At 63.6% G+C, this 17,415-nt stretch carries 15 protein-coding genes; 7 read left to right on the forward strand and 8 right to left on the reverse strand.

Going from position 1 to position 17,415, the window contains the following annotated elements; genetic code table 11:
• Positions 1-285 precede the first annotated feature (285 nt).
• Together Q4S41_RS11225 and Q4S41_RS11230 are read left to right on the forward strand one after the other, a co-directional pair.
• Positions 286-726 carry a DUF2147 domain-containing protein gene (locus Q4S41_RS11225; protein WP_305031205.1) on the forward strand — a complete coding sequence of 147 codons (441 nt, stop codon included), beginning with the start codon at positions 286-288 and terminating at the stop codon, positions 724-726.
• A 192-nt stretch (positions 727-918) separates the two neighbouring features.
• On the forward strand, positions 919-1,557 hold the full coding sequence (locus tag Q4S41_RS11230) for a hypothetical protein (RefSeq protein WP_305031206.1): 639 nt from the start codon (positions 919-921) through the stop codon (positions 1,555-1,557).
• Positions 1,558-1,628: 71 nt separating this feature from the next.
• Here Q4S41_RS11230 and Q4S41_RS11235 read toward each other — a convergent pair whose 3' ends face one another.
• A complete protein-coding gene (locus tag Q4S41_RS11235) occupies positions 1,629-3,698 on the reverse strand; it encodes a M1 family aminopeptidase (protein WP_305031207.1) in 2,070 nt (689 codons plus the stop codon).
• A gap of 179 nt (positions 3,699-3,877) precedes the next feature.
• Here Q4S41_RS11235 and Q4S41_RS11240 point away from each other — a divergent pair, with 179 nt between their 5' ends.
• On the forward strand, positions 3,878-6,142 hold the full coding sequence (locus tag Q4S41_RS11240; protein WP_305031208.1) for a T9SS type B sorting domain-containing protein: 2,265 nt from the start codon (positions 3,878-3,880) through the stop codon (positions 6,140-6,142).
• A gap of 181 nt (positions 6,143-6,323) precedes the next feature.
• On the opposite strand, the gene Q4S41_RS11245 is transcribed toward Q4S41_RS11240, so the two are convergent.
• The 4 genes from Q4S41_RS11245 to Q4S41_RS11260 form a co-directional block, all read right to left on the reverse strand.
• Complete coding sequence (locus Q4S41_RS11245; RefSeq protein ID WP_305031209.1) at positions 6,324-6,977, reverse strand: cytochrome c oxidase subunit 3; 654 nt, start codon at positions 6,975-6,977, stop codon at positions 6,324-6,326.
• An 83-nt stretch (positions 6,978-7,060) separates the two neighbouring features.
• Positions 7,061-7,399 carry a hypothetical protein gene (locus Q4S41_RS11250; protein ID WP_305031210.1) on the reverse strand — a complete coding sequence of 113 codons (339 nt, stop codon included), beginning with the start codon at positions 7,397-7,399 and terminating at the stop codon, positions 7,061-7,063.
• Positions 7,392-7,628, reverse strand: coding sequence for a hypothetical protein (locus Q4S41_RS11255; RefSeq protein ID WP_305031211.1), 237 nt, complete (start codon positions 7,626-7,628; stop codon positions 7,392-7,394). Before Q4S41_RS11255 ends, Q4S41_RS11250 begins: the two co-directional genes overlap by 8 nt.
• 108 nt (positions 7,629-7,736) lie before the next feature.
• Complete coding sequence (locus Q4S41_RS11260) at positions 7,737-9,104, reverse strand: M23 family metallopeptidase (RefSeq protein ID WP_305031212.1); 1,368 nt, start codon at positions 9,102-9,104, stop codon at positions 7,737-7,739.
• Positions 9,105-9,220: 116 nt separating this feature from the next.
• Between Q4S41_RS11260 and Q4S41_RS11265 the strand changes: the two genes are divergently transcribed.
• The 3 genes from Q4S41_RS11265 to Q4S41_RS11275 all read left to right on the forward strand — a co-directional run bounded on the left by Q4S41_RS11265 (position 9,221) and on the right by Q4S41_RS11275 (position 12,423).
• Entirely contained in the window at positions 9,221-10,072 is an 852-nt protein-coding gene (locus Q4S41_RS11265; RefSeq protein ID WP_305031213.1) for a hydroxymethylglutaryl-CoA lyase, read from the forward strand.
• Between the two features lie 75 nt (positions 10,073-10,147).
• On the forward strand, positions 10,148-10,894 hold the full coding sequence (locus tag Q4S41_RS11270) for a (Fe-S)-binding protein (RefSeq protein ID WP_305031214.1): 747 nt from the start codon (positions 10,148-10,150) through the stop codon (positions 10,892-10,894).
• Positions 10,895-11,121: 227 nt separating this feature from the next.
• Positions 11,122-12,423, forward strand: a complete 1,302-nt coding sequence (locus tag Q4S41_RS11275) for an O-antigen ligase family protein (RefSeq protein WP_305031215.1) — start codon at positions 11,122-11,124, stop codon at positions 12,421-12,423.
• Positions 12,424-12,497: 74 nt separating this feature from the next.
• Here the strand turns inward: Q4S41_RS11275 and dapA are convergent, their stop codons facing one another.
• Positions 12,498-13,382: a 4-hydroxy-tetrahydrodipicolinate synthase gene (gene dapA, locus Q4S41_RS11280; protein ID WP_305031216.1), complete on the reverse strand. Its 885-nt coding sequence runs from the start codon at positions 13,380-13,382 to the stop codon at positions 12,498-12,500.
• A gap of 131 nt (positions 13,383-13,513) precedes the next feature.
• On the opposite strand from dapA, the gene Q4S41_RS11285 reads away from it, so the two are divergent.
• The gene (locus Q4S41_RS11285) at positions 13,514-14,446 is read left to right on the forward strand and encodes a polysaccharide deacetylase family protein (protein WP_305031217.1); all 933 of its coding nucleotides are present in this window, start codon (positions 13,514-13,516) and stop codon (positions 14,444-14,446) included.
• Positions 14,447-14,512: 66 nt separating this feature from the next.
• Here the strand turns inward: Q4S41_RS11285 and ligA are convergent, their stop codons facing one another.
• Positions 14,513-16,615 carry an NAD-dependent DNA ligase LigA gene (gene ligA, locus Q4S41_RS11290; protein WP_305031218.1) on the reverse strand — a complete coding sequence of 701 codons (2,103 nt, stop codon included), beginning with the start codon at positions 16,613-16,615 and terminating at the stop codon, positions 14,513-14,515.
• A 140-nt stretch (positions 16,616-16,755) separates the two neighbouring features.
• Positions 16,756-17,364 (reverse strand): DUF4920 domain-containing protein, encoded by a 609-nt coding sequence (locus Q4S41_RS11295; protein ID WP_305031219.1) that lies wholly within the window; start codon positions 17,362-17,364, stop codon positions 16,756-16,758.
• Between the last annotated feature and the right edge of the window lie 51 nt (positions 17,365-17,415).

The following is a 17,415-nucleotide window of genomic DNA, read 5'->3' on the forward strand; positions in this document are numbered from 1 at the left end:
ACTTGAGCGAGGCCGTAGCACTCACTACTGAGCGGTAAAGTTAATAGCCGGGGCTAAGGTTCAAAGTTTGCCCGCTAAATTTTCAGGAAAAGGGCACTCAAAGGCGCTTGAAGCCTGATTTACAGTGCCATTCATTTTAGTAGCCGGCCCTAATTTCTTTTTAATGCGGGCCGTCGGGAACTTGGCCGTAAACTTGCCTATCCCGGATGAGCAGCCCGGCCCAATGGCTCCGACGTTTTTCTGCTTACCTTTTCCCTTCAAACCCACCTATCCCTCATTTCAACAATGAAAAAAACACTGCTCCTCCTCGTTGTCCTCGTGTTCGGCATTGCCGGCCTGGCGTCGGCCCAAACCATGTCGCCGCTGGGTATCTGGACAAATGCTGAGAAAAAGGCGACGTTTGAAATCTACAAGTGTGGCGACAAGCTCTGCGGCAAAATCGTGACCCTGACCGTGCCCAACGACCCGGCCACCGGCAAGCCCAAAACCGACTCGCAAAACCCCGACCCCAAGCTGCGCAGCCGCCCCCGCCTGGGCCTGGTATTCATGCAGGGCTTCAAGTACGACGCCGACAATAAGTGGGACGATGGCAAAATCTATGACCCTGAAACCGGCAAGACCTACTCCTGCTACATGAAGATGGAAAGCGCCAACACCATGGAGGTGAAGGGCTACATCGGCTTTTCGCTCATCGGCAAATCGCAGACCTGGACGCGGGTGAAATAAACCCCAGAGGCGCGTTTTGCCCCACTTACCTCACAAGCAAAAGCCGGCCCTCCCACGGGGGCCGGCTTTTGCTTGTGGCACGGTATCGGCAGTGGCGGCCGCTGCTAGGGCGCCCGCTGGCCCTTGCCGCAGCCCCTGGCCGAAAACTATTTCCCGCAGCCGGTGTTTCGACACCACTAAACTTTCCACCCCTTGTTCAATTTCCTTCAGAAACTTTTTCGCCCCCAGCAGGCGAAGGCTCAGGCGCCCTGGCGCGCCGTGCGGCTCACCGCAGGGCAGGCCCGGCGGCACGCCCGCTGGGTCGAGGAACGGGTGTTTCTGAACTGGCTGAACCCCTACTTCAAAGCCTACCACCTGCGCAAGGGCGGCGCGGCCGGCAGCCGCGGCCTGCGGGTAGAGCTGCTGCACGAGCAGGGCCGCCAAGGTGCCCTGTTCTATTTCGATTCCAGCATTGGGCCGGGCAACTTTCGGCATTTTTTTGAGCACCTGGGCGAACGGATGCTGGCCCTGGGCTACCACCGCGCCTGCGCCGACCGGGGCACGCGCCGCCGCGCCGGCCACACCGAAATTCTGCTCAAGCAGCTCTTCAAGCCCAACCCTACTGACTGCCCCAAAACGGGCCATTGCAACCAGCGCTTCGGCCTCGTCACCATTGATTTGGTGGCCATGGACGGCGCGCCGCTCTTCATCCGCCTCAGCAGCAATGCCGTGCTCGACGCCTGCTTCACGCCGGCCCGCTCGTTCGACGACCTGCTTAAGCACCTGCTGGATGCCCCGCCACCCGATGCCGCTACCCAGGCCCGCATCCGCGAATACCACGACACTTTCTAAAGTCAACCCCAATTGAAAAGGGCCGCCAGCATTTGCGCTGGCGGCCCTTTTTGCCTTTGCCGGGGTCAAATTTATTCTTTCATGAAGCGGGCTTGCCCAATTAATTCGCTCTGCTTCCCAACCAGCCGCAGCTGATAAAGCCCGGGGGCCAGCGCGTGGGTAGCGAGTTGTGGCTGGCCGCTGGCTAGGGCCTGGCGCAACACCAGGCGCCCGGTGGCGTCGCGCACTTCGGCCGTGGCGGCGGCAGTGGCTGGAAGTAGCAGTTGGTCGTGGCAGGGGTTGGGATAAACCGAGAGGGCCGTGGCGGAAGCGGCGCGGGCGGCCAGCAGTGCGTTGTCGCGCACGGGCGTGGGGCCGGGCGCGTCGAGTATCCATTGGTTGGGGTCGACGGTGATGGCGGTGACGGTGCCTCCCACCGAAAGGGCGAAGGTTTGGGTGGCCGTGGTTTGGTGCAGGCGCACGGTTTGGGTGGTGCCGTTGGCAAACGTGAGGCGGTAGTCCACATCCGTATCGAAAAACGGGGTGCTGGTGGGTTGGCTCACGGTTTCGTTCACCCGCAGCACGAGGCTGCTGCCGCCCTGGTTCCAGGTCACGTTGAAGGTAGGGTAGCCACTGCCGGTGAACCACTGCTGAAAAAAATACCCCAGCGGCCGGCCGGCCTCGGCTTCAAAGATGCGCTGCAAGTCGGCGGTGCGGGCGGTGGAGCCGCCGTACTGCGTCTGGTAGGTGCGCAGGGCCCGGAAAAACTTGACGTCGTCGTTCAGCAGGTAGCGCAGCATGTGTACCACGCCGGCGCCTTTTTTATAGGTCAGGTAGTAGTCGAAAATACGGCCGACGTTGGTGGTATCGGCCACGTAAATAGTGCCTTGGTTCTGGAGGGCAATGTTGTGGGCAAAGTCCATCCAGATGCGGGCGTCGTTGGGCCGGAAGGCCTGCAGCGACAGGTACTCACCGTAGGAGGCAAAGCTTTCGTTGAGCCAGATGTGCTCCCAGCTGGCACAGGTCACGTTGTCGCCAAACCACTGGTGGAACAGCTCGTGGGCGTTCAGCGTGAATTCGAAGCCGTCTTCGGTGGTCATGGTCTGGTGCTCCATGCCGCCGTAGATGGGGGCCGTGGTATGCCCATACTTCTCATTGGCAAAGGGATACAAGCCCACCAGCGCCGAATAATTCTCAATGAAGCCGGCCGTCTGCGCGATGTTCGCCTGCCAGTAGTTCAGGTAGTTCTGGTTGTAGACGTAGCTCACGATGGGCACCGCCGGGCTGCCCGCCGGGTGGGCCGTGGTCACATACTCCAGATAGGGCGCCACCGACACCGAAATCAGGTAATAATCAATGGGATGGCGCGACTTCCACTCGTAGCGCACCTTGTTGTTGGGCAGCGGCACGGTGCGTACCAGCACGCCGTTCGAGCCCACTTTGTTGGGCAAGGTGGTGGTTACCCACACGTCCGACGAGTCGGCTTTGTCGGTGAGCACCTGCTTGCAGGGAAACCACTCGTGGGCCGAAAACGGCTCCGACAGCGACCAGGTCAGGTTGTAGGCAAATGTGGGCGCGCCGCGGTAGGTGTCGAGGTGCACCGAGTCGCGGGTGCTCAGGCCGTTGCCGATGGCGGCCGAGTTGCCGCTTGGCGCCGTGCCGTGGTAGTAGATGCGGGCGTCGGTGAGGGAGTTGGCCGCCGCGGGCTGGGCCAGCGCGGCCGTGGCATCGAAGCCGGCGCGGCGGATGCCGGGCGAGCGTCGCCCGTTCACCACCACCGAATCGATGAGCAGCGTGGCGGCGCCGGCCGGCGAGCCCGCCGGCGCTTTGTAAAGCTCAAAGGCCAATGAATCTAGTGCCTGCGCACCCACCCGCACCCGCATCCACACCGAGCCGGCCACGTTCAGCGAGTTGTTTTCTAGGGCCAAATCCAGCTTGTAGTACTTCACATCGTAGCGGTCCATCTTGCGGCGGTGCGGTACCGACGCGGTGGCCGTACGCTGGGCGGTGCGGATGTGCGCCGCCGCGCACAGCAGGCCGGCATTCAGGTCGATGGCGCCGGCCGGGCGCCCGGCCGGGGCAGGCAGCGGCGCCTGGGCCGCCACCCGGCCGGGAACGCAAAACAGGCAGCTGAAAGCAAGAGCGTAAAAAAGGAAGCGCATAAAGCAAATCGAAGTGGCAACAAATTGAGAGAAAGGCGGGTTAGGTTACTGCCCGGCCGGCCTTCGAAGGTACGGCGGGGACGGCCGATGGCAAACGCGGATTTGCAACGCGAAGTTGGCCGCAGGGGCTGTATATTTCGGTTTTAAATCAGGATTTTAGGACGCTTACGCCGGTACCCATGCCCTTTCGCCTTTGTTTGCCTGGCACGCTGCGGCCGGTACTGCTGCTGATTGGCTGGCTGCTGCTGGCCGGGCCGGCGTGGGCTACGCACATCGTGGGCGGCGAAATGGAGCTGGTCCACAATGCCGGGGATTCGTACACGCTGCAGCTCAACTTATATTTTGATGCCGTCTACGGCAGCGCCAGCGCCCTGGACGCCGACCTCACCGCCAGCATTTTTGAAAAGAGCACCAATGCGCGCATGACCAACGTGGTGCTGCCCCTCACCAGCAACACCTTCGTCAACTACACCAACCCGGCCTGCGCCACCCCCACGCTCAGCACCCGCAAGCTGGTGTATAGCAAAGTCATTACCTTGTCTGCCAGCACCTATAACAGTGCCCAGGGCTATTATGTGGCGGTGGAGCGCTGCTGCCGCAATAACAGCATCAGCAACATTGTGGCGCCCGGCAACGCAGCCCAGACGTTCTATCTGGAGTTTCCGGCCGTGGTGCGGCGCGGCGTCACGTTCTACGATTCGACGCCGCGCATCTTCCCGCCACTGGCCGATTATGCCTGCATCAATGAGTTGTTTTACTACGACTTCGGGGGGCAGGATGCTGATGGCGACTCGCTGGTTTACGATTTGGTGACGCCGCTCAATGGGCATTCCGACACGAACACGCCCAAGCCCGCCACGGCCCAGCCTGCCCCCTACTCCCTCATCACCTGGAACTCGGGCCTGAGTGCTACTAATCAGATTCCGGGGGCGCCGACGCTGCGCATCAACCGTACCACCGGGCGCCTCACGGTGCGGCCCACCAACCAAGGTTTGTTCGTATTTGGGGTGCGCTGCTCGGAGTATCGGCGGGGCGAGAAAATTGGTGAATGCCGCCGCGATTTCCAGCTGATGGCCCTCGCCTGCCCCACCAACGCCAGGCCCCGGATTGTGCTGCAACCGACGGCCACGGGCGCGGGCATCTACCGGCCGGGGCGCGACACCCTGCGCTTTGTGCCCGGCGGCAACCGTTGCGTGCGCCTGCGCTTCACCGACCCCGACCCCAACACGCGCCTCACGCTAAGCCTGAGCCCAGTGAATTTTTCGGGGCTGCTGCCGGGCTTCACCACCGCCACCACCGGCGCCGTGCGCAGCCCGGGTGCGCCCGATACGCTCACGGCCACGCTCTGCTTTCCGGAGTGCCTGAACTCGCGCGGGCGGGTGTTTTTGCTGGATGTGGTGGTGGGCGACGACGGCTGCAGCCTGCCCAAGCGCGATACCGTGCGCGTGGCGTTCACGGCCGTGCCGCCGCCCAACTCGCCCCCGCAGCTGGTGACCACGGCGGGCCCCGCGCTGCCGCTGCACGCCCGCGTCGGCGACCTGATAAGCTTCGACGTGACCGGCACCGACCCCGACAACGACCCCATTCAGCTGGAAATGACCGGCCAGGGCTTTAGCCCCACGAGCCTGGGCGCCACGCTCTCGCAGGGCACGCAGGCCAACCAACAGCGCGGGCGTTTCACCTGGCGCGTCGATTGCCGGGCCGTGGGCCCCGATTCGGTGTTCAACTTTCAGTTTGCGGCGGCCACTTCGCCGTGCTCCGAGCGGCAGGCCGCCACGGTGAGTGTGCCCATAATCGTGCGTTACACCAACCGGGCGCCTACCCTCACGTCCGACCTGCCGCCCACAAAGCCCGGGGCCGACCTGCCGGAAGTGGTGCTGCCCTTGGGCCGGACCTACACCGCCACGTTCAATGGCGTGGACCCCGACCGCGACGGCCTTACCCTCATAGCCACCGGCACGGCCTCCGATGGCAAGGAAGGATTCGACCTGGGCAGCGCCGGCATGCGCTTTGATGCCCAAAACGGCACGGGCGTGGCCACCGGCACGTTTCGCTGGGACGTGAGCTGCGCCGCCGCCAACCTGCACCGCGAACTGGTGGTGGCCTTTCAACTCATTGACGCCACGTGCCGGCCGCTGCCTCAGGTGCAGCGCGTGCGCCTGCGCGTGAAAAGCCCCGATACGGTGGCCGTGAAGCTCTACAACGTCATCACGCCCAACCGCGACGGCCAAAACGACGAGTTCCGCCTGCCCGAGCTGCCGCCCAACTTCTGTGACTCGCAGTTCACCAACATCCGGATTTTCTCGCGCTGGGGCCAGCAGGTTTTTGAGTCGAACGACCGGGATTTCCGCTGGCCGGGCAATGGCAGCGGCGGCATTTTCTACTACTTCATCACCTACACCGACGGCCGCCGTTTCCGGGGCTGGCTGGAGGTGATTCCGTAAGGGGAGGTGGCGCTTCAGTGGTGGCGCAAGGCCAGCGCGAAAAGCCTGTCATGCTGAGCGCAGCCGAAGCATCTCTACCGCGCAACCAATCCAATGGAAAGGATTACTGCGGAGGTAGAGATGCTTCGACTGCGCTCAACATGACGGGCTTCTTTTATTCGATTACCGTCGAATCAAGACGTTAATACAGAAACAGAAACACCGCAAACAGCACCACCCACAGCACATCGATGAAATGCCAGTAAGTGCCCAATAGGCGCAACTGGCGCCGGTAGTAAGGGTTACGGATGAAGACGAGGGTCCGCACGGCGTCGCGCTCGTTGTGAATGACCCGCAACAGGAAGGCCAGCAGAAACAGCATGCCGCCGAGCAAGTGGGCCACATGCAGGGCCGAAATCAGGTAAATGAACTGGCCGCTGCTCTGGCTGCCGGGGCCGCTGAAGGGCGTACCGTGCATCATCAGCTCGCGCCAGCCCAGCACCTGCAGGCCGGCGAACACGCAGCCCAGCAGCAGCGTGGCCCCGAGGCAGCGCGTCAGACTGGCCAAATCATCCTGGCCGTAGAGGCGCGGCGCCTGGGCCATTGTATAGCTGCTCACCACCAACACAATGGTACTGAGCGAGAAATAGCGCGGCAAAGGGTGCAGCCCGGTAGGCACTCCGCTACGCAACCGGGCCGCCACGTAGGCCACTATCAGGATAAAAAACATGACCGTGATAGCCAGCAGCGCCAGGTAGAGCACCATGGCCAGCGGGGGCAGGCGCTCGATGCGGGCAAATGGCGACGGGCGCCGCCGGGCACCAATCTGGTTATCAGGGTTATTTTCAGCTTTCATGAGGCAGCAAGCGGTATAGTATCGAAACTAATCAGGTAGAAATTAGTTGCAAAAAGCCCGAATTTGCCCCTCCCCCGGCGGCCTTATTTGAAGAACGAGCCAATCTTGCCCAGCACGGCGTTGAGCGTGATTTTGGGCGTGCGCTGCACCCCAAAAGTGACGTAGGTTTTGCCGCCCACGCGCAAGTCGAGCACCCAGCCCAGTTGCCGGGCCAGGTCGTTGATTTGCTGCAGCGGGTCGGGGCCCGGCACCTTGGGGGCTTTGGGCGCGCCGGGCACCTTGGGCGGGCCGGCGGTGAGCTCGTCGAGCACCTGCTGGCTGGGAATGTTCAGAATGAGGTAGGTGCCGGCCGCCGCTAGCTGAAGCGGGTGCCCGTTCCAGGTGATGACGAGCTGGGCATCTATTTCGAGGGTACTAGGCACCGGGCTGCGGGGGGCTGGGCGGCAGTTGGGGGGTACCGGGCTGGTCGCCGCGCGTGCGGATGCGGACCGAGCCGTTGAGCTTCCAGGTAGCGGCGGGGGCACTGGGGTTCTGGGCGTTGGGCACTTGCAGCTCGACCTGGTCGAAGGCGCAGCTTAGTTCGACGCCGCCCGAAAGCTTGCTGAGTAGTGAAGCCGCGATGTCGGCGAAATTGGAGGAATTATCAGCCATGATGCTGGAATGAGTGAAGGGTAGCCCCAGCGCGGGCATTTCAGCTGCGCCGGATGGCCGCAAAGTACGGCCTGCACTCCTAACGAAACCAGCCCAATGGAGTTGCGCCTAGAGAATGGCCCAGCCGGTTTCGCCTCTGGGCCCGCGCACCAGGCTGTAGGCATCGGCCTGGCCCAGCACGGCTACCGCTGTGCCGGCCGCCAGCGCCCCCACGGCCGGAGCAACGGCGGTTGGCAGCGCGTGAATTTCGGTTAAGCCAGTGAGATTCAGGCGCCGCAGCGGGGCGGCCAACGCCCCAACCACGCCTTGCGCGGCCACGTAGCCCACGGCGCCCGAGGGCAACTGCACCCGCAAGGCCGAGCCCTGCTGTCCCACCACCAGCAGCGGTGTCCGGGCCAGAATAGCGGCTGGGCCAGCCTTACTGTTTTTCTTCAGGTTGGGAGCCGATTGCAGGGCGCCGGCGTTGCGCAGCCGCACAAACTCCCCCCGGCGGTCGGGGCCGGGCGTGGGAGTTGGAGTAGCGGGACGCTGCACAAAGGGAAAAGGGTCGAGGGCGCCCCGGCCGCTGCGGTAGATGCCGAAGTGCAGGTGGGGCACCGTGGTGCGGGCGTTGCCGGTATTGCCCACCAGGCCCAACGTGTCGCCGGGCTGCACGTGCTGGCCGGGCGTTACGAGCTGCTTGTCGAGGTGGGCGTAGTAGAGGTGGTCGGGGTGGCCATCGGCGGCCAGCCACACCACGCGGCCGCCCAGCGGCGTTTCGCCGGTGCGGGTGACGGTGCCGGCCACGGCGGCCACGGCCGGCGTGCCGCGCGAGGCAAAAATGTCGATGCCCTCGTGCTGGCGGGCACCGGCATCGCGCGCGGCGCCCCAGAAGCTGCCCACGGCCGCGTCGGTCCGGCCCTGCACGGGGAACACGCTCAGGCTGGGCTCGCGGCTGAGGCGCAGGGTGTAGCGGCCGGCGGCCAGCAGCTCGGGTTGCAGGCGCAGCAGGTGCTGGCCGTCGTTTTCGGCCCGGTAGCGAAAATCGAGGACCAACGTATCGGCGCTGATGATAGGCAGCAGGCTACGGCCCGGCCCTACTTCAAACGCATCGACAAACACCCGGGCATTCACACCCGGCGCCAGGGACAAACTGACGTGCACCTGCTCGCCGACGCGCACGGCGTAGCGGTAGCTGGCCGCCGCGGGCCGCTCGGGGCGGAAATAGCCGGTTTCGGCAAATGGCAGAGTCACCACCAGCGAATCGCGCAGGCCCTGCGCGGCGGCTCTAAGCCAAGCCCGGCCGGCGGGCCGCTGGTCGAGGCCGGCTTGGTGGAGCTGGCGGGCGTAGGCCTCGTGCGGCGTTGACTTTTGAAAGAGCGCCTGTAGGGTTTGCTGCGTGCTACAGCCGCCGAGAACGAGCAGACTCGCCAATAACAAACCCCACAAACCCACGGGGCGCGGCCGGGCAGACAGCCGCGCGGTATTCACATCCATATCAAAAAGCATGCCTCCCAACACTGGCGGGCGGCGGCTAGTTCGAGTAGTGAATAGCTTTTGCGCTTCCCCCGGGCTACTACCTTTACGGCCCCTCCCACCTCTATTCTGCTCCCATGAAGCTTATTGAATGCCCGCGCGACGCCATGCAGGGTCTGCACGACTTTATTCCGACGGCCACCAAAACCGCCTACCTCAACGCGCTGCTACAGGTCGGCTTCGATACGCTGGACTTTGGCTCCTTCGTGTCGCCGAAAGCCATTCCGCAGCTGCGCGACACGGCCGAGGTCCTGGCCGGGCTTGATTTGACAAACTCCAAAACCAAGCTACTGGCCATCGTGGCCAACCAGCGCGGGGCCGAAACCGCCGCCCAGCACCCCGAAATCAGCTACCTGGGCTTCCCGCTGTCGGTGTCGGAGACCTTCCAGCGGCGCAACACCAACCAAACCACCGCCGAGGCCCTGGCCGACGTGGCCGCCATGCACGAGCTGTGCGAGCGCACCGGCAAAACGCTGGTTACCTATCTCTCCATGGGCTTCGGAAACCCTTACGGCGACGCCTGGAGCCCCGAAATCGTGACTAATTTCACGCAGCAGCTGGCGGCGCTGGGCGTGCGCATTGTGGCCCTGTCCGACACAGTGGGCACCTCATCGGCCGCCACTATTGCCCCGCTCTTTTCGGCCCTCATTCCGGCTTATCCCAGCATTGAGTTTGGCGCGCACCTGCATACCACGCCCGGCACTTGGCGCGAGAAAGTGGCCGCCGCGTACGAGGCCGGCTGCCGCCGCTTCGATGGGGCCATCGGCGGCTTCGGCGGCTGCCCCATGGCGGCCGATGAGCTGACGGGAAATATGGCCACGGAGAATCTGGTGGCGTTTCTGGCGGAGCAAGGCGTGGAAACGGGGCTGGACATGGCGGCGTTTGGGCGGGCGCAACTGCTTAGCCAGCCCATATTTGCCGGGCACTAAAGCTGATTTGAACGTCACGCTGCGCGTAGCATGACGTCCAGATTTTCGAATTTCGAAATCGTTTTATTCATTCCAATGCCCACCCCCACCGTCGATATTTTCATCCCCTGCTTCGTCGACCAGCTCTATCCCGCCACGGCCATGAACATGGTGAAGGTGCTGGAAAAAGTGGGCGTCACGGTCAACTACAACCCGGCCCAAACCTGCTGCGGCCAGCCCGCCTACAACGCCGGCTACCACGACCAAAGCCGCGCCGTGGCCGGTAAATTCCTGGAAGATTTTGCCGCGCCGGCTGCTGACGCGGCGCGCTACGTGGTGAGCCCCTCGGCCTCGTGCGTGGGCATGGTTCGAAATAGCTACTCCGAGCTATTTGCTGGCACGCCGCAGCTGAGCGCCTGCCGGGGCGTGCAGGGCCGCACCTACGAGCTGACCGAGTTTCTGGTCGATGTGCTGGGAATCACGGCGGTGCCGGGCGCCCGGCTGGCGGGCAAATACACCTACCACGACTCCTGCTCGGCCCTGCGCGAATGCGGCATTCGGCCGCAGCCGCGCCAGCTGCTCGACGCGGTAGCCGGGCTGGAACGCCTCGAAATGGCTGAAACCACCACCTGCTGCGGCTTCGGCGGCACGTTTGCGGTGAAGTTTGAAGCCATTTCGGTGGCCATGGCCCAGCAGAAAGTGGAGCACGCCCTCGACACCGGCGCCGACTTCATCGTGAGCACCGACGTGAGCTGCCTGATGCACCTGGAGTCCTATATGAAGCGCGAAAAGCTGCCGCTCAAGTGCCTGCACGTGGCCGATGTGCTAGCCAGCGGCTGGTGACACTTCGGAGCGGCACACGCGCGGCGGCGGCTGGCATGCCGTTCAGGCAGCCTTCAACGTTTTGTAACAGAACCGTTTGAACGTCATGCTGAGCGCAGCCGAAGCATCTCTACCGCAGTAGTAATTATTTAAATTATTTACTTCCCCAGGAGAGATGCTTCGGCTGCGCTCAGCATGACGTTCTTTGAAATGGATATTACCTCCTAACCAGCCTCAATAATTCTCTCTTGCTTCAGCATTACCTCTCCGGCCGACTTTCCCAATACCTGCTGCTGCTGGCCTGCATGGTGGGCATTGCGGGCCTGCTCTCCTCGCGGGCGCTGGTGGCCATTGCGCCCATCGTGGGTGTGGTGGCCGCGCTGGCCAATCCGGATTTGCGGCGCGACTGGCGCGGGTACTTCCGCAATGGCTCGGCCATGCGGGCGGCGGCCATGGTAGTCTTTCTGCTGATGAGCGCGCTGTACACTAGCGAGTGGCCGGTGTGGCAGCACGAGCTTTTCCGCAGCCTAGTGTGGCTGGGGGTGCCGCTAGCGTTTGCGGTGGCGGTGCCGCTGGCCGGGTGGCAGCGGCTGGCGGTGGGCAGCACCTTTGTGCTGGCGACGGCGGCCGTGGGCCTGGCCACGCTGGGCAACTACCTGCTCGACCCCGCCTCGGCCAACGAGGCCATCCGCATCGGACAAAATGTGCCGGCCATCACGCACGTCTTCCACATTTCCTTCGGGCTGATGCTGGCACTAGCTTTTTTCTGGGGCCTGCTGCTGCGGCGCGATGAGCGGGCGGGCCCGCTGCTACGCGCGGCGCTGCTGGCGGCGGCTGTGGCGGCGGCCCTCACGCTGCACGTACTGGCATATCGGACGGGGCTGCTGGTACTCTACGTGGGCTTGCTGGCAGTGGCGCTGCGCTTGTTGGGCCGGCGGCACTGGGCGCTGGGCGCGGGCGTGCTGGTGCTGCTGGCGCTGGGCCCGCTGGTAGCTTACAAAGTCCTGCCTTCGGTGCAGGAACGGGTGAAATCCTCGATTTGGGACGTGCAGAAGTACACCCTGAAGCAGGACATGAACGACTATTCGCTGGCCCGCCGGCTGGCCGCCATCGAAACCGCCACCAACATCATCAACGAGAACTGGCTGCTGGGCGTGGGCCCGGCCGATACCCACGCCGCCATGCTGCGCCAGTACGCCTGGCACGACTTCGGCCTCCGCCCCGCCAACCGCATCGAGGTGCACAACCAGTACCTGAGCACGCTGCTGGGCGGCGGGCTGCTGGGTTTTGCGCTGTTGCTGGTGCTGCTGCTCTGGCCGCTGGCCAAGCCCTGGGCACGGCGCCATCCGGCCATCATTTTTTTTCTGCTGGCGCAGGCCACCACCATGCTGGTCGATGCCGTGTTTGACTTGCAAACGGGCCTCAATTTCTTCGTTTTCGGCTACGGGTTTCTGATTGTGGCAGCCGAGCGACAGAACGGTACGCAGAGTAGAAGCAGTGCGCCGATAGAACGTCATGCAGAGCGCAGCGAAGCATCTCGCGTGCTGTGATTAATTACTGTCACAAGCAAGATGCTGCGCTGCGCTCTGTATGACGTGCTGATAGAATGGCTTAAATAGCTTCTCTACAGCGCCTTCCGAATCCGTTCCTTCAGTCCCCCCGTGGCTTCGAGCAGCGGCAGGCGCACGGCCGCGCCGCACACGCCCAGGGCTTCGAGGGCGGCTTTTACGCCCACGGGGTTGCTTTCCTCATACATGAGCGGGTTGAGGGGGAGCAGGCGGAAGAGGCCGTCGCGGGCGGTGGCGAAGTCGCCGGCCAGGGCGGCGCGGGTGAGGTCAGCAAAACGCTTGGGGAAAGCATTGGCCAGCACCGAGATGATACCTTCGCCGCCGCAGGCAATGAGGGCGGGCGTGAGCATGTCATCGCCGGAGAGCAGCAGAAAATCCTGGGGCTTGTTAGCAGCAATGGCGAGGCACTGCTCCATGAGGCCGCTGGCTTCTTTTATGCCGATGATGTTGGGGTGATGCGCGAGGCGCAAGGTGGTTTCGGCGGTGATGTTGGAGGCCGTGCGGCCGGGCACGTTGTAGAGGATGAGGGGCACCGGGCTGGCATCGGCCAGGCGCTGGTAGTGGGCCATCAGGCCGGCCTGGCTGGGCTTGTTGTAGGCCGGGCTGGCCGAGAGCACGGCGGCCACGCCGTCCAAATCAGTGGTACGGAACAGTTCCACGGCGTCGGCCGTGTTGTTGCTGCCGATTCCGTACACCAGCGGCACGCGGCCGGCCACGTGCTCCTTGGCAATGCGCAACAGCTCGGCTTTTTCGGCGGCCGTGGTGGTGGGCGACTCGCCGGTGGTGCCGTTCACCACCAGGTAATCAACGCCGCCCTCGATGCAGAAATCGAGCAACCGGCGCCAGCCGTCGTAGTCCACGGCGAATTTGGGCGTGAAGGGCGTGATGAGGGCCACACCGGTGCCGTGAAAGAGCGGAAGGCGGGAATTTGTGTTGGTCATGCCGGGCATTGGGAAGTAGTTTTGTGCAAAGGTAGGGGCGCGTCGCACGCGCCCGGCCCGCCAGTGCCGGCGGCAACCCCCGTTTTTTCCCCGCCCACGTCGGCGGATGCGTGCGACGCAGCTCGGTTTCCATGAAATTCTCTTCTGCTTCCCTCCTGCTGGCCGCCCTCGCGCTGGCCGCTTGCGACACCAAAACCGCCACCACCGGCGAAGCCGGCACCAGCGCCGCCACCGTCGAAAAGGCCGACACCGCCGCCATCGACCCGGCCGCCGCCCAAACCTCCGGCACCCAGGCCACCGCCACCGACGAAGCCAACGCCACCCCGGCCCCCGACCCCAGCACCATTTCGGCCACCAAGGCCGGCGACGCGGCCGGCATTCTGGCCCGCCCGCAGGTGCCCATCCTCTGCTACCACCAGATTCGGGACTGGACGGCCCGCGACTCCAAGGGCGCCAAAGACTACATCGTGCCCATCGCCGCCTTCAAGGCCCAGATTAAAATGCTGGCCGACTCGGGCTACCACACCATCTCGCCCGACCAGCTTTACGCCTACATGACCACCGGCGCCAAGCTGCCGAGCAAGCCCATCATGCTCACGTTTGATGACACCGACCTTGACCAGTTCACCATTGCCCGGCCCACGCTGGCGCAGTACAACTACAAGGCCATGTACTTCGTGATGACCGTGAGCCTGGGCCGCCCCCACTACATGACCAAGGCCATGGTGAAGCAGCTGTCCGACGAGGGCAATGTCATCGGCTCGCACACCTGGGACCACCACAACGTGAAGAAATACCAGGGCAAGGACTGGGAAACCCAAATCGACAAGCCCACCAAAACCCTGGAGGAAATCACGGGCAAGAAAATCGTATACTTCGCCTACCCCTTCGGCCTCTGGAACCCGCAGGCCTTCCCCGAACTGAAAAAGCGCGGCTTCGTGGCCGCCTTTTCGCTGGCCGAAAAGCGCGACCAGAACGACCCGCTCTTCACCATTCGCCGCATCATCGCCAGTGGCTACTGGTCGCCCAAGACGCTGCGCAATAACATCGTGCAGAGCTTCTAACTGACACCAAAATAAAAAGGCCTCACCAAAACTGGTGAGGCCTTCTTATTTTAAAACGACGAGATTTTAAAACAACGAGCCCTGAACACCCGGCCCTGAATTAGTCGGCTCATCAATCGTAGCATCAGCAGCCGGGGCCTCGTCCGGGTTGGGCAGTAGCGCCATCAGCTCGCTCTCGGAGATGATGGGCACTTTAAAACCCAGCGCCTTCTCGCGCTTGGCCGGGCCCATGTTGTCGCCGGCCACTAGGTAGCTCAGCTTCTTGCTGATGGAGCCGGTGATTTTGCCGCCGTTCGAAATGATAAGCTGCTGCAGTTCATCGCGGCTGTGGTTTTCGAACACGCCGGAAATCACGAAGGTGAGGCCCGCCAGCCGGTCCGAAGCGGGCACGGGGGCTTCGCCGGTCACGGCCAGTTGCACACCGGCGGTGCGCAGGCGCTCCACCAGCTCGCGGTTTTCGGGCTGCTGAAACCAGTGCGCGGCGGCCACGGCAATCACGCCGCCCACCTCGGGCACGGCGGCCATTTCTTCGGCCGAGGCCGCCATCAGGGCGTCGATGCTGCGGTAGTGGGCGGCCAGCTTCTGGGCCACGGTTTCGCCCACGTAGCGGATGCCCAGGCCAAACAACACGCGCGGAAACGGCACCTGCTTACTGGCCTCGATGCCGGCAATGAGGTTGTCGATGCTTTTCTCACCGAGGCGCTCCAGCGTTACCAGCTCGGCCCGGCGGTTAGGCAGGTCGTAGATGTCGGCGGGCGTCTTCACCATTCCCAGCTCGAAGAAGCGGCCCACTGTTTCGGCGCCCAACCCGTCGATATTCAACGCCTTGCGCGACACGTAATGCTCCAGCCGGGCCTTAAGCTGCGGGCCGCAGCCGCGCTCGTTTGGGCAGCGGAAATGCGCTTCGCCTTCGGGCCGCACCAGCAGGGTGCCGCAGGCCGGGCACTCGGTGGGGTATTGGATGGGTACGGCGTCAGCCGGGCGAGCCGAAAGGTCCACGCCGGTGATTTTGGGAATGATTTCGCCGCCTTTTTCCACGTACACCGTGTCACCGAGGCGCAGGTCGAGCAGCTCAATCTGGTTGGCGTTGTGCAGGGTGGCGCGCTTCACCACGGTTCCGGCCAGCGGCACGGGCGTGAGTAGGGCCACCGGCGTCACGGCCCCGGTACGGCCCACGTTGTAAATCACCTCGTTGAGGCGGGTGCGGGCGGCCTCGGCGGGGTATTTGTAGGCGATGGCCCAGCGCGGGCTTTTGGCGGTGTAGCCCAGCTGGTCCTGCTGGCGCAGGTTGTCGACTTTGATGACGATGCCATCGGTGGCTACCGGCAGCTCAAAGCGCTTTTTGGCCCAATGGTGCACAAAGTCGAGTACCTCGTCAATGTTCGCGGCCCGGCGCCAGGTGTCCGACACCGGCAGGCCGTAGCGGCTCAGGGCTTCCAAAGCGGCGCTGTGGCTGGCGAAGTGGCGGCCCGGCGTGAGCAGCGAATAGGCGTAGAAGCGCAGCTTGCGCGCCGCCACCTGACTGGAATCCTGCAGCTTGAGCGTACCGCTGGCGGCGTTGCGCGGGTTGGCCAGCAGGGCTTCGCCATTTTGTTCCCGCTCGGCGTTCAGCTCATCAAACACCGGCAGCGGCAGAAACACCTCGCCGCGCACCTCGAAATCCTGGGGCTGGTCGGGGCCGGGGCGCAGGGCCAGCGGCAGCGTTTTGATGGTGCGCACGTTGGCCGTCACCACGTCGCCGCGGGTGCCGTCGCCGCGCGTCACGCCCTGCGTGAGCTGGCCGTGCTCGTAGCTCAGGCTCATGGCCACGCCGTCAATTTTCAGCTCGCACACGTAGCTGTAGGGCGCGCCTTCCAGGCCGCGCTGCACCCGCTCGTCGAATTCCCGCAGGTCATCCTCAGAGTAGGTATTGCCCAGGCTGAGCATGGGAAAGCGGTGCACCGCCGTGGGGAACTGCTTGGTGATGGTGCCGCCCACGCGGCGGGTAGGCGAGTTGGGCTGGGCCAGGTCGGGGTGTTCGGCTTCGAGCTGCTGCAATTCGGCCAGCATAGAATCGAATTCCTGGTCCGATACCTCGGAAGTATCGAGTTGGTAGTACTGGTGGTTGAGGTGGTGCAGCCGCTCGGTGAGGGCCAAAATGCGTTGCTGGATAGCGGGCGTATCGGGCATGTTGGGGGCGCCAGCAGGGGCAATAAAGTGTCTGGTGAACTATTGCTGCAAGCTACGCCGCCGTTGCAAAACTAATGGGCCATAAAAAAGGCCACCTCAGCGGGCGGCCTTTCTACAACTTTCAACCTCAATGGCTAAGCCTAGTCACGCACCAGCACGCCATCGGCCAGAAAACTTACTTCTTCCTTGGGCTGGGTGATGGCAGCAATTTCTTTTTCCGACTTTCCAGCGTCGCGCAGGTAATGCTGCTGGTCGGCCACGGTGGTAGTGGTGCGATGCGCCCAGCCGCTCACTACCACGTCGTGGCCGCTCAAGTCTTTGGGGACGAAAAACGCATAATCCTTGAAACGGACGCGCATTTCCTTGCCGTCGGCGGTGGGCAAGGTCATCCAGCAGCCCTTGGCCTGGCATACGGCCGAGGCCTTGCCGGTCAGCTTCACCTGGGCCGAATCGCGGGTGCCGAGGGCGGTAGGCAGGGCCGTCATGGGCAGGGCGCCGTCGGGCGTGATGGACGCGCCGTAGGTCTGGCCGGGGGCTACCGGGGCGATGCTGGCGCCGGAGTGGCCTTCGCCTTCTTCGCTGGTTTCCTCGTCCTCCGTCGCGCCTTTGGGCACTTCGGCGTTGTGGCCGTTCACCTCTTCCTGCCCTTGGGGCACGGGCAGCACCGGGTTAATGGGAGCCGACGGAAAAAAGCGGAAATAAGCCAGTATCAGCACGAGGACAACGGCGAAGGAAATCAGGAATTTCATGAGAAAGTGGGTATTTTTTGAAACAAGCAGTACCGATGGTCAGACCCTAAC

This window comes from Hymenobacter convexus (assembly GCF_030580955.1).
Lineage (GTDB): Bacteria > Bacteroidota > Bacteroidia > Cytophagales > Hymenobacteraceae > Hymenobacter.

Coding starts and splice junctions, on each gene's coding strand:
- ligA (WP_305031218.1), bottom strand. CDS start 16,615: ATGCCCGATACGCCCGCTATCCAGCAACGCATTTTGGCCCTCACCGAG.
- Q4S41_RS11295 (WP_305031219.1), bottom strand. CDS start 17,364: ATGAAATTCCTGATTTCCTTCGCCGTTGTCCTCGTGCTGATACTGGCT.
- Q4S41_RS11260 (WP_305031212.1), bottom strand. CDS start 9,104: ATGGATGTGAATACCGCGCGGCTGTCTGCCCGGCCGCGCCCCGTGGGT.
- Q4S41_RS11225 (WP_305031205.1), top strand. CDS start 286: ATGAAAAAAACACTGCTCCTCCTCGTTGTCCTCGTGTTCGGCATTGCC.
- Q4S41_RS11245 (WP_305031209.1), bottom strand. CDS start 6,977: ATGAAAGCTGAAAATAACCCTGATAACCAGATTGGTGCCCGGCGGCGC.
- Q4S41_RS11235 (WP_305031207.1), bottom strand. CDS start 3,698: ATGCGCTTCCTTTTTTACGCTCTTGCTTTCAGCTGCCTGTTTTGCGTT.
- Q4S41_RS11255 (WP_305031211.1), bottom strand. CDS start 7,628: ATGGCTGATAATTCCTCCAATTTCGCCGACATCGCGGCTTCACTACTC.
- Q4S41_RS11285 (WP_305031217.1), top strand. CDS start 13,514: ATGAAATTCTCTTCTGCTTCCCTCCTGCTGGCCGCCCTCGCGCTGGCC.
- Q4S41_RS11265 (WP_305031213.1), top strand. CDS start 9,221: ATGAAGCTTATTGAATGCCCGCGCGACGCCATGCAGGGTCTGCACGAC.
- Q4S41_RS11240 (WP_305031208.1), top strand. CDS start 3,878: ATGCCCTTTCGCCTTTGTTTGCCTGGCACGCTGCGGCCGGTACTGCTG.
- dapA (WP_305031216.1), bottom strand. CDS start 13,382: ATGACCAACACAAATTCCCGCCTTCCGCTCTTTCACGGCACCGGTGTG.
- Q4S41_RS11270 (WP_305031214.1), top strand. CDS start 10,148: ATGCCCACCCCCACCGTCGATATTTTCATCCCCTGCTTCGTCGACCAG.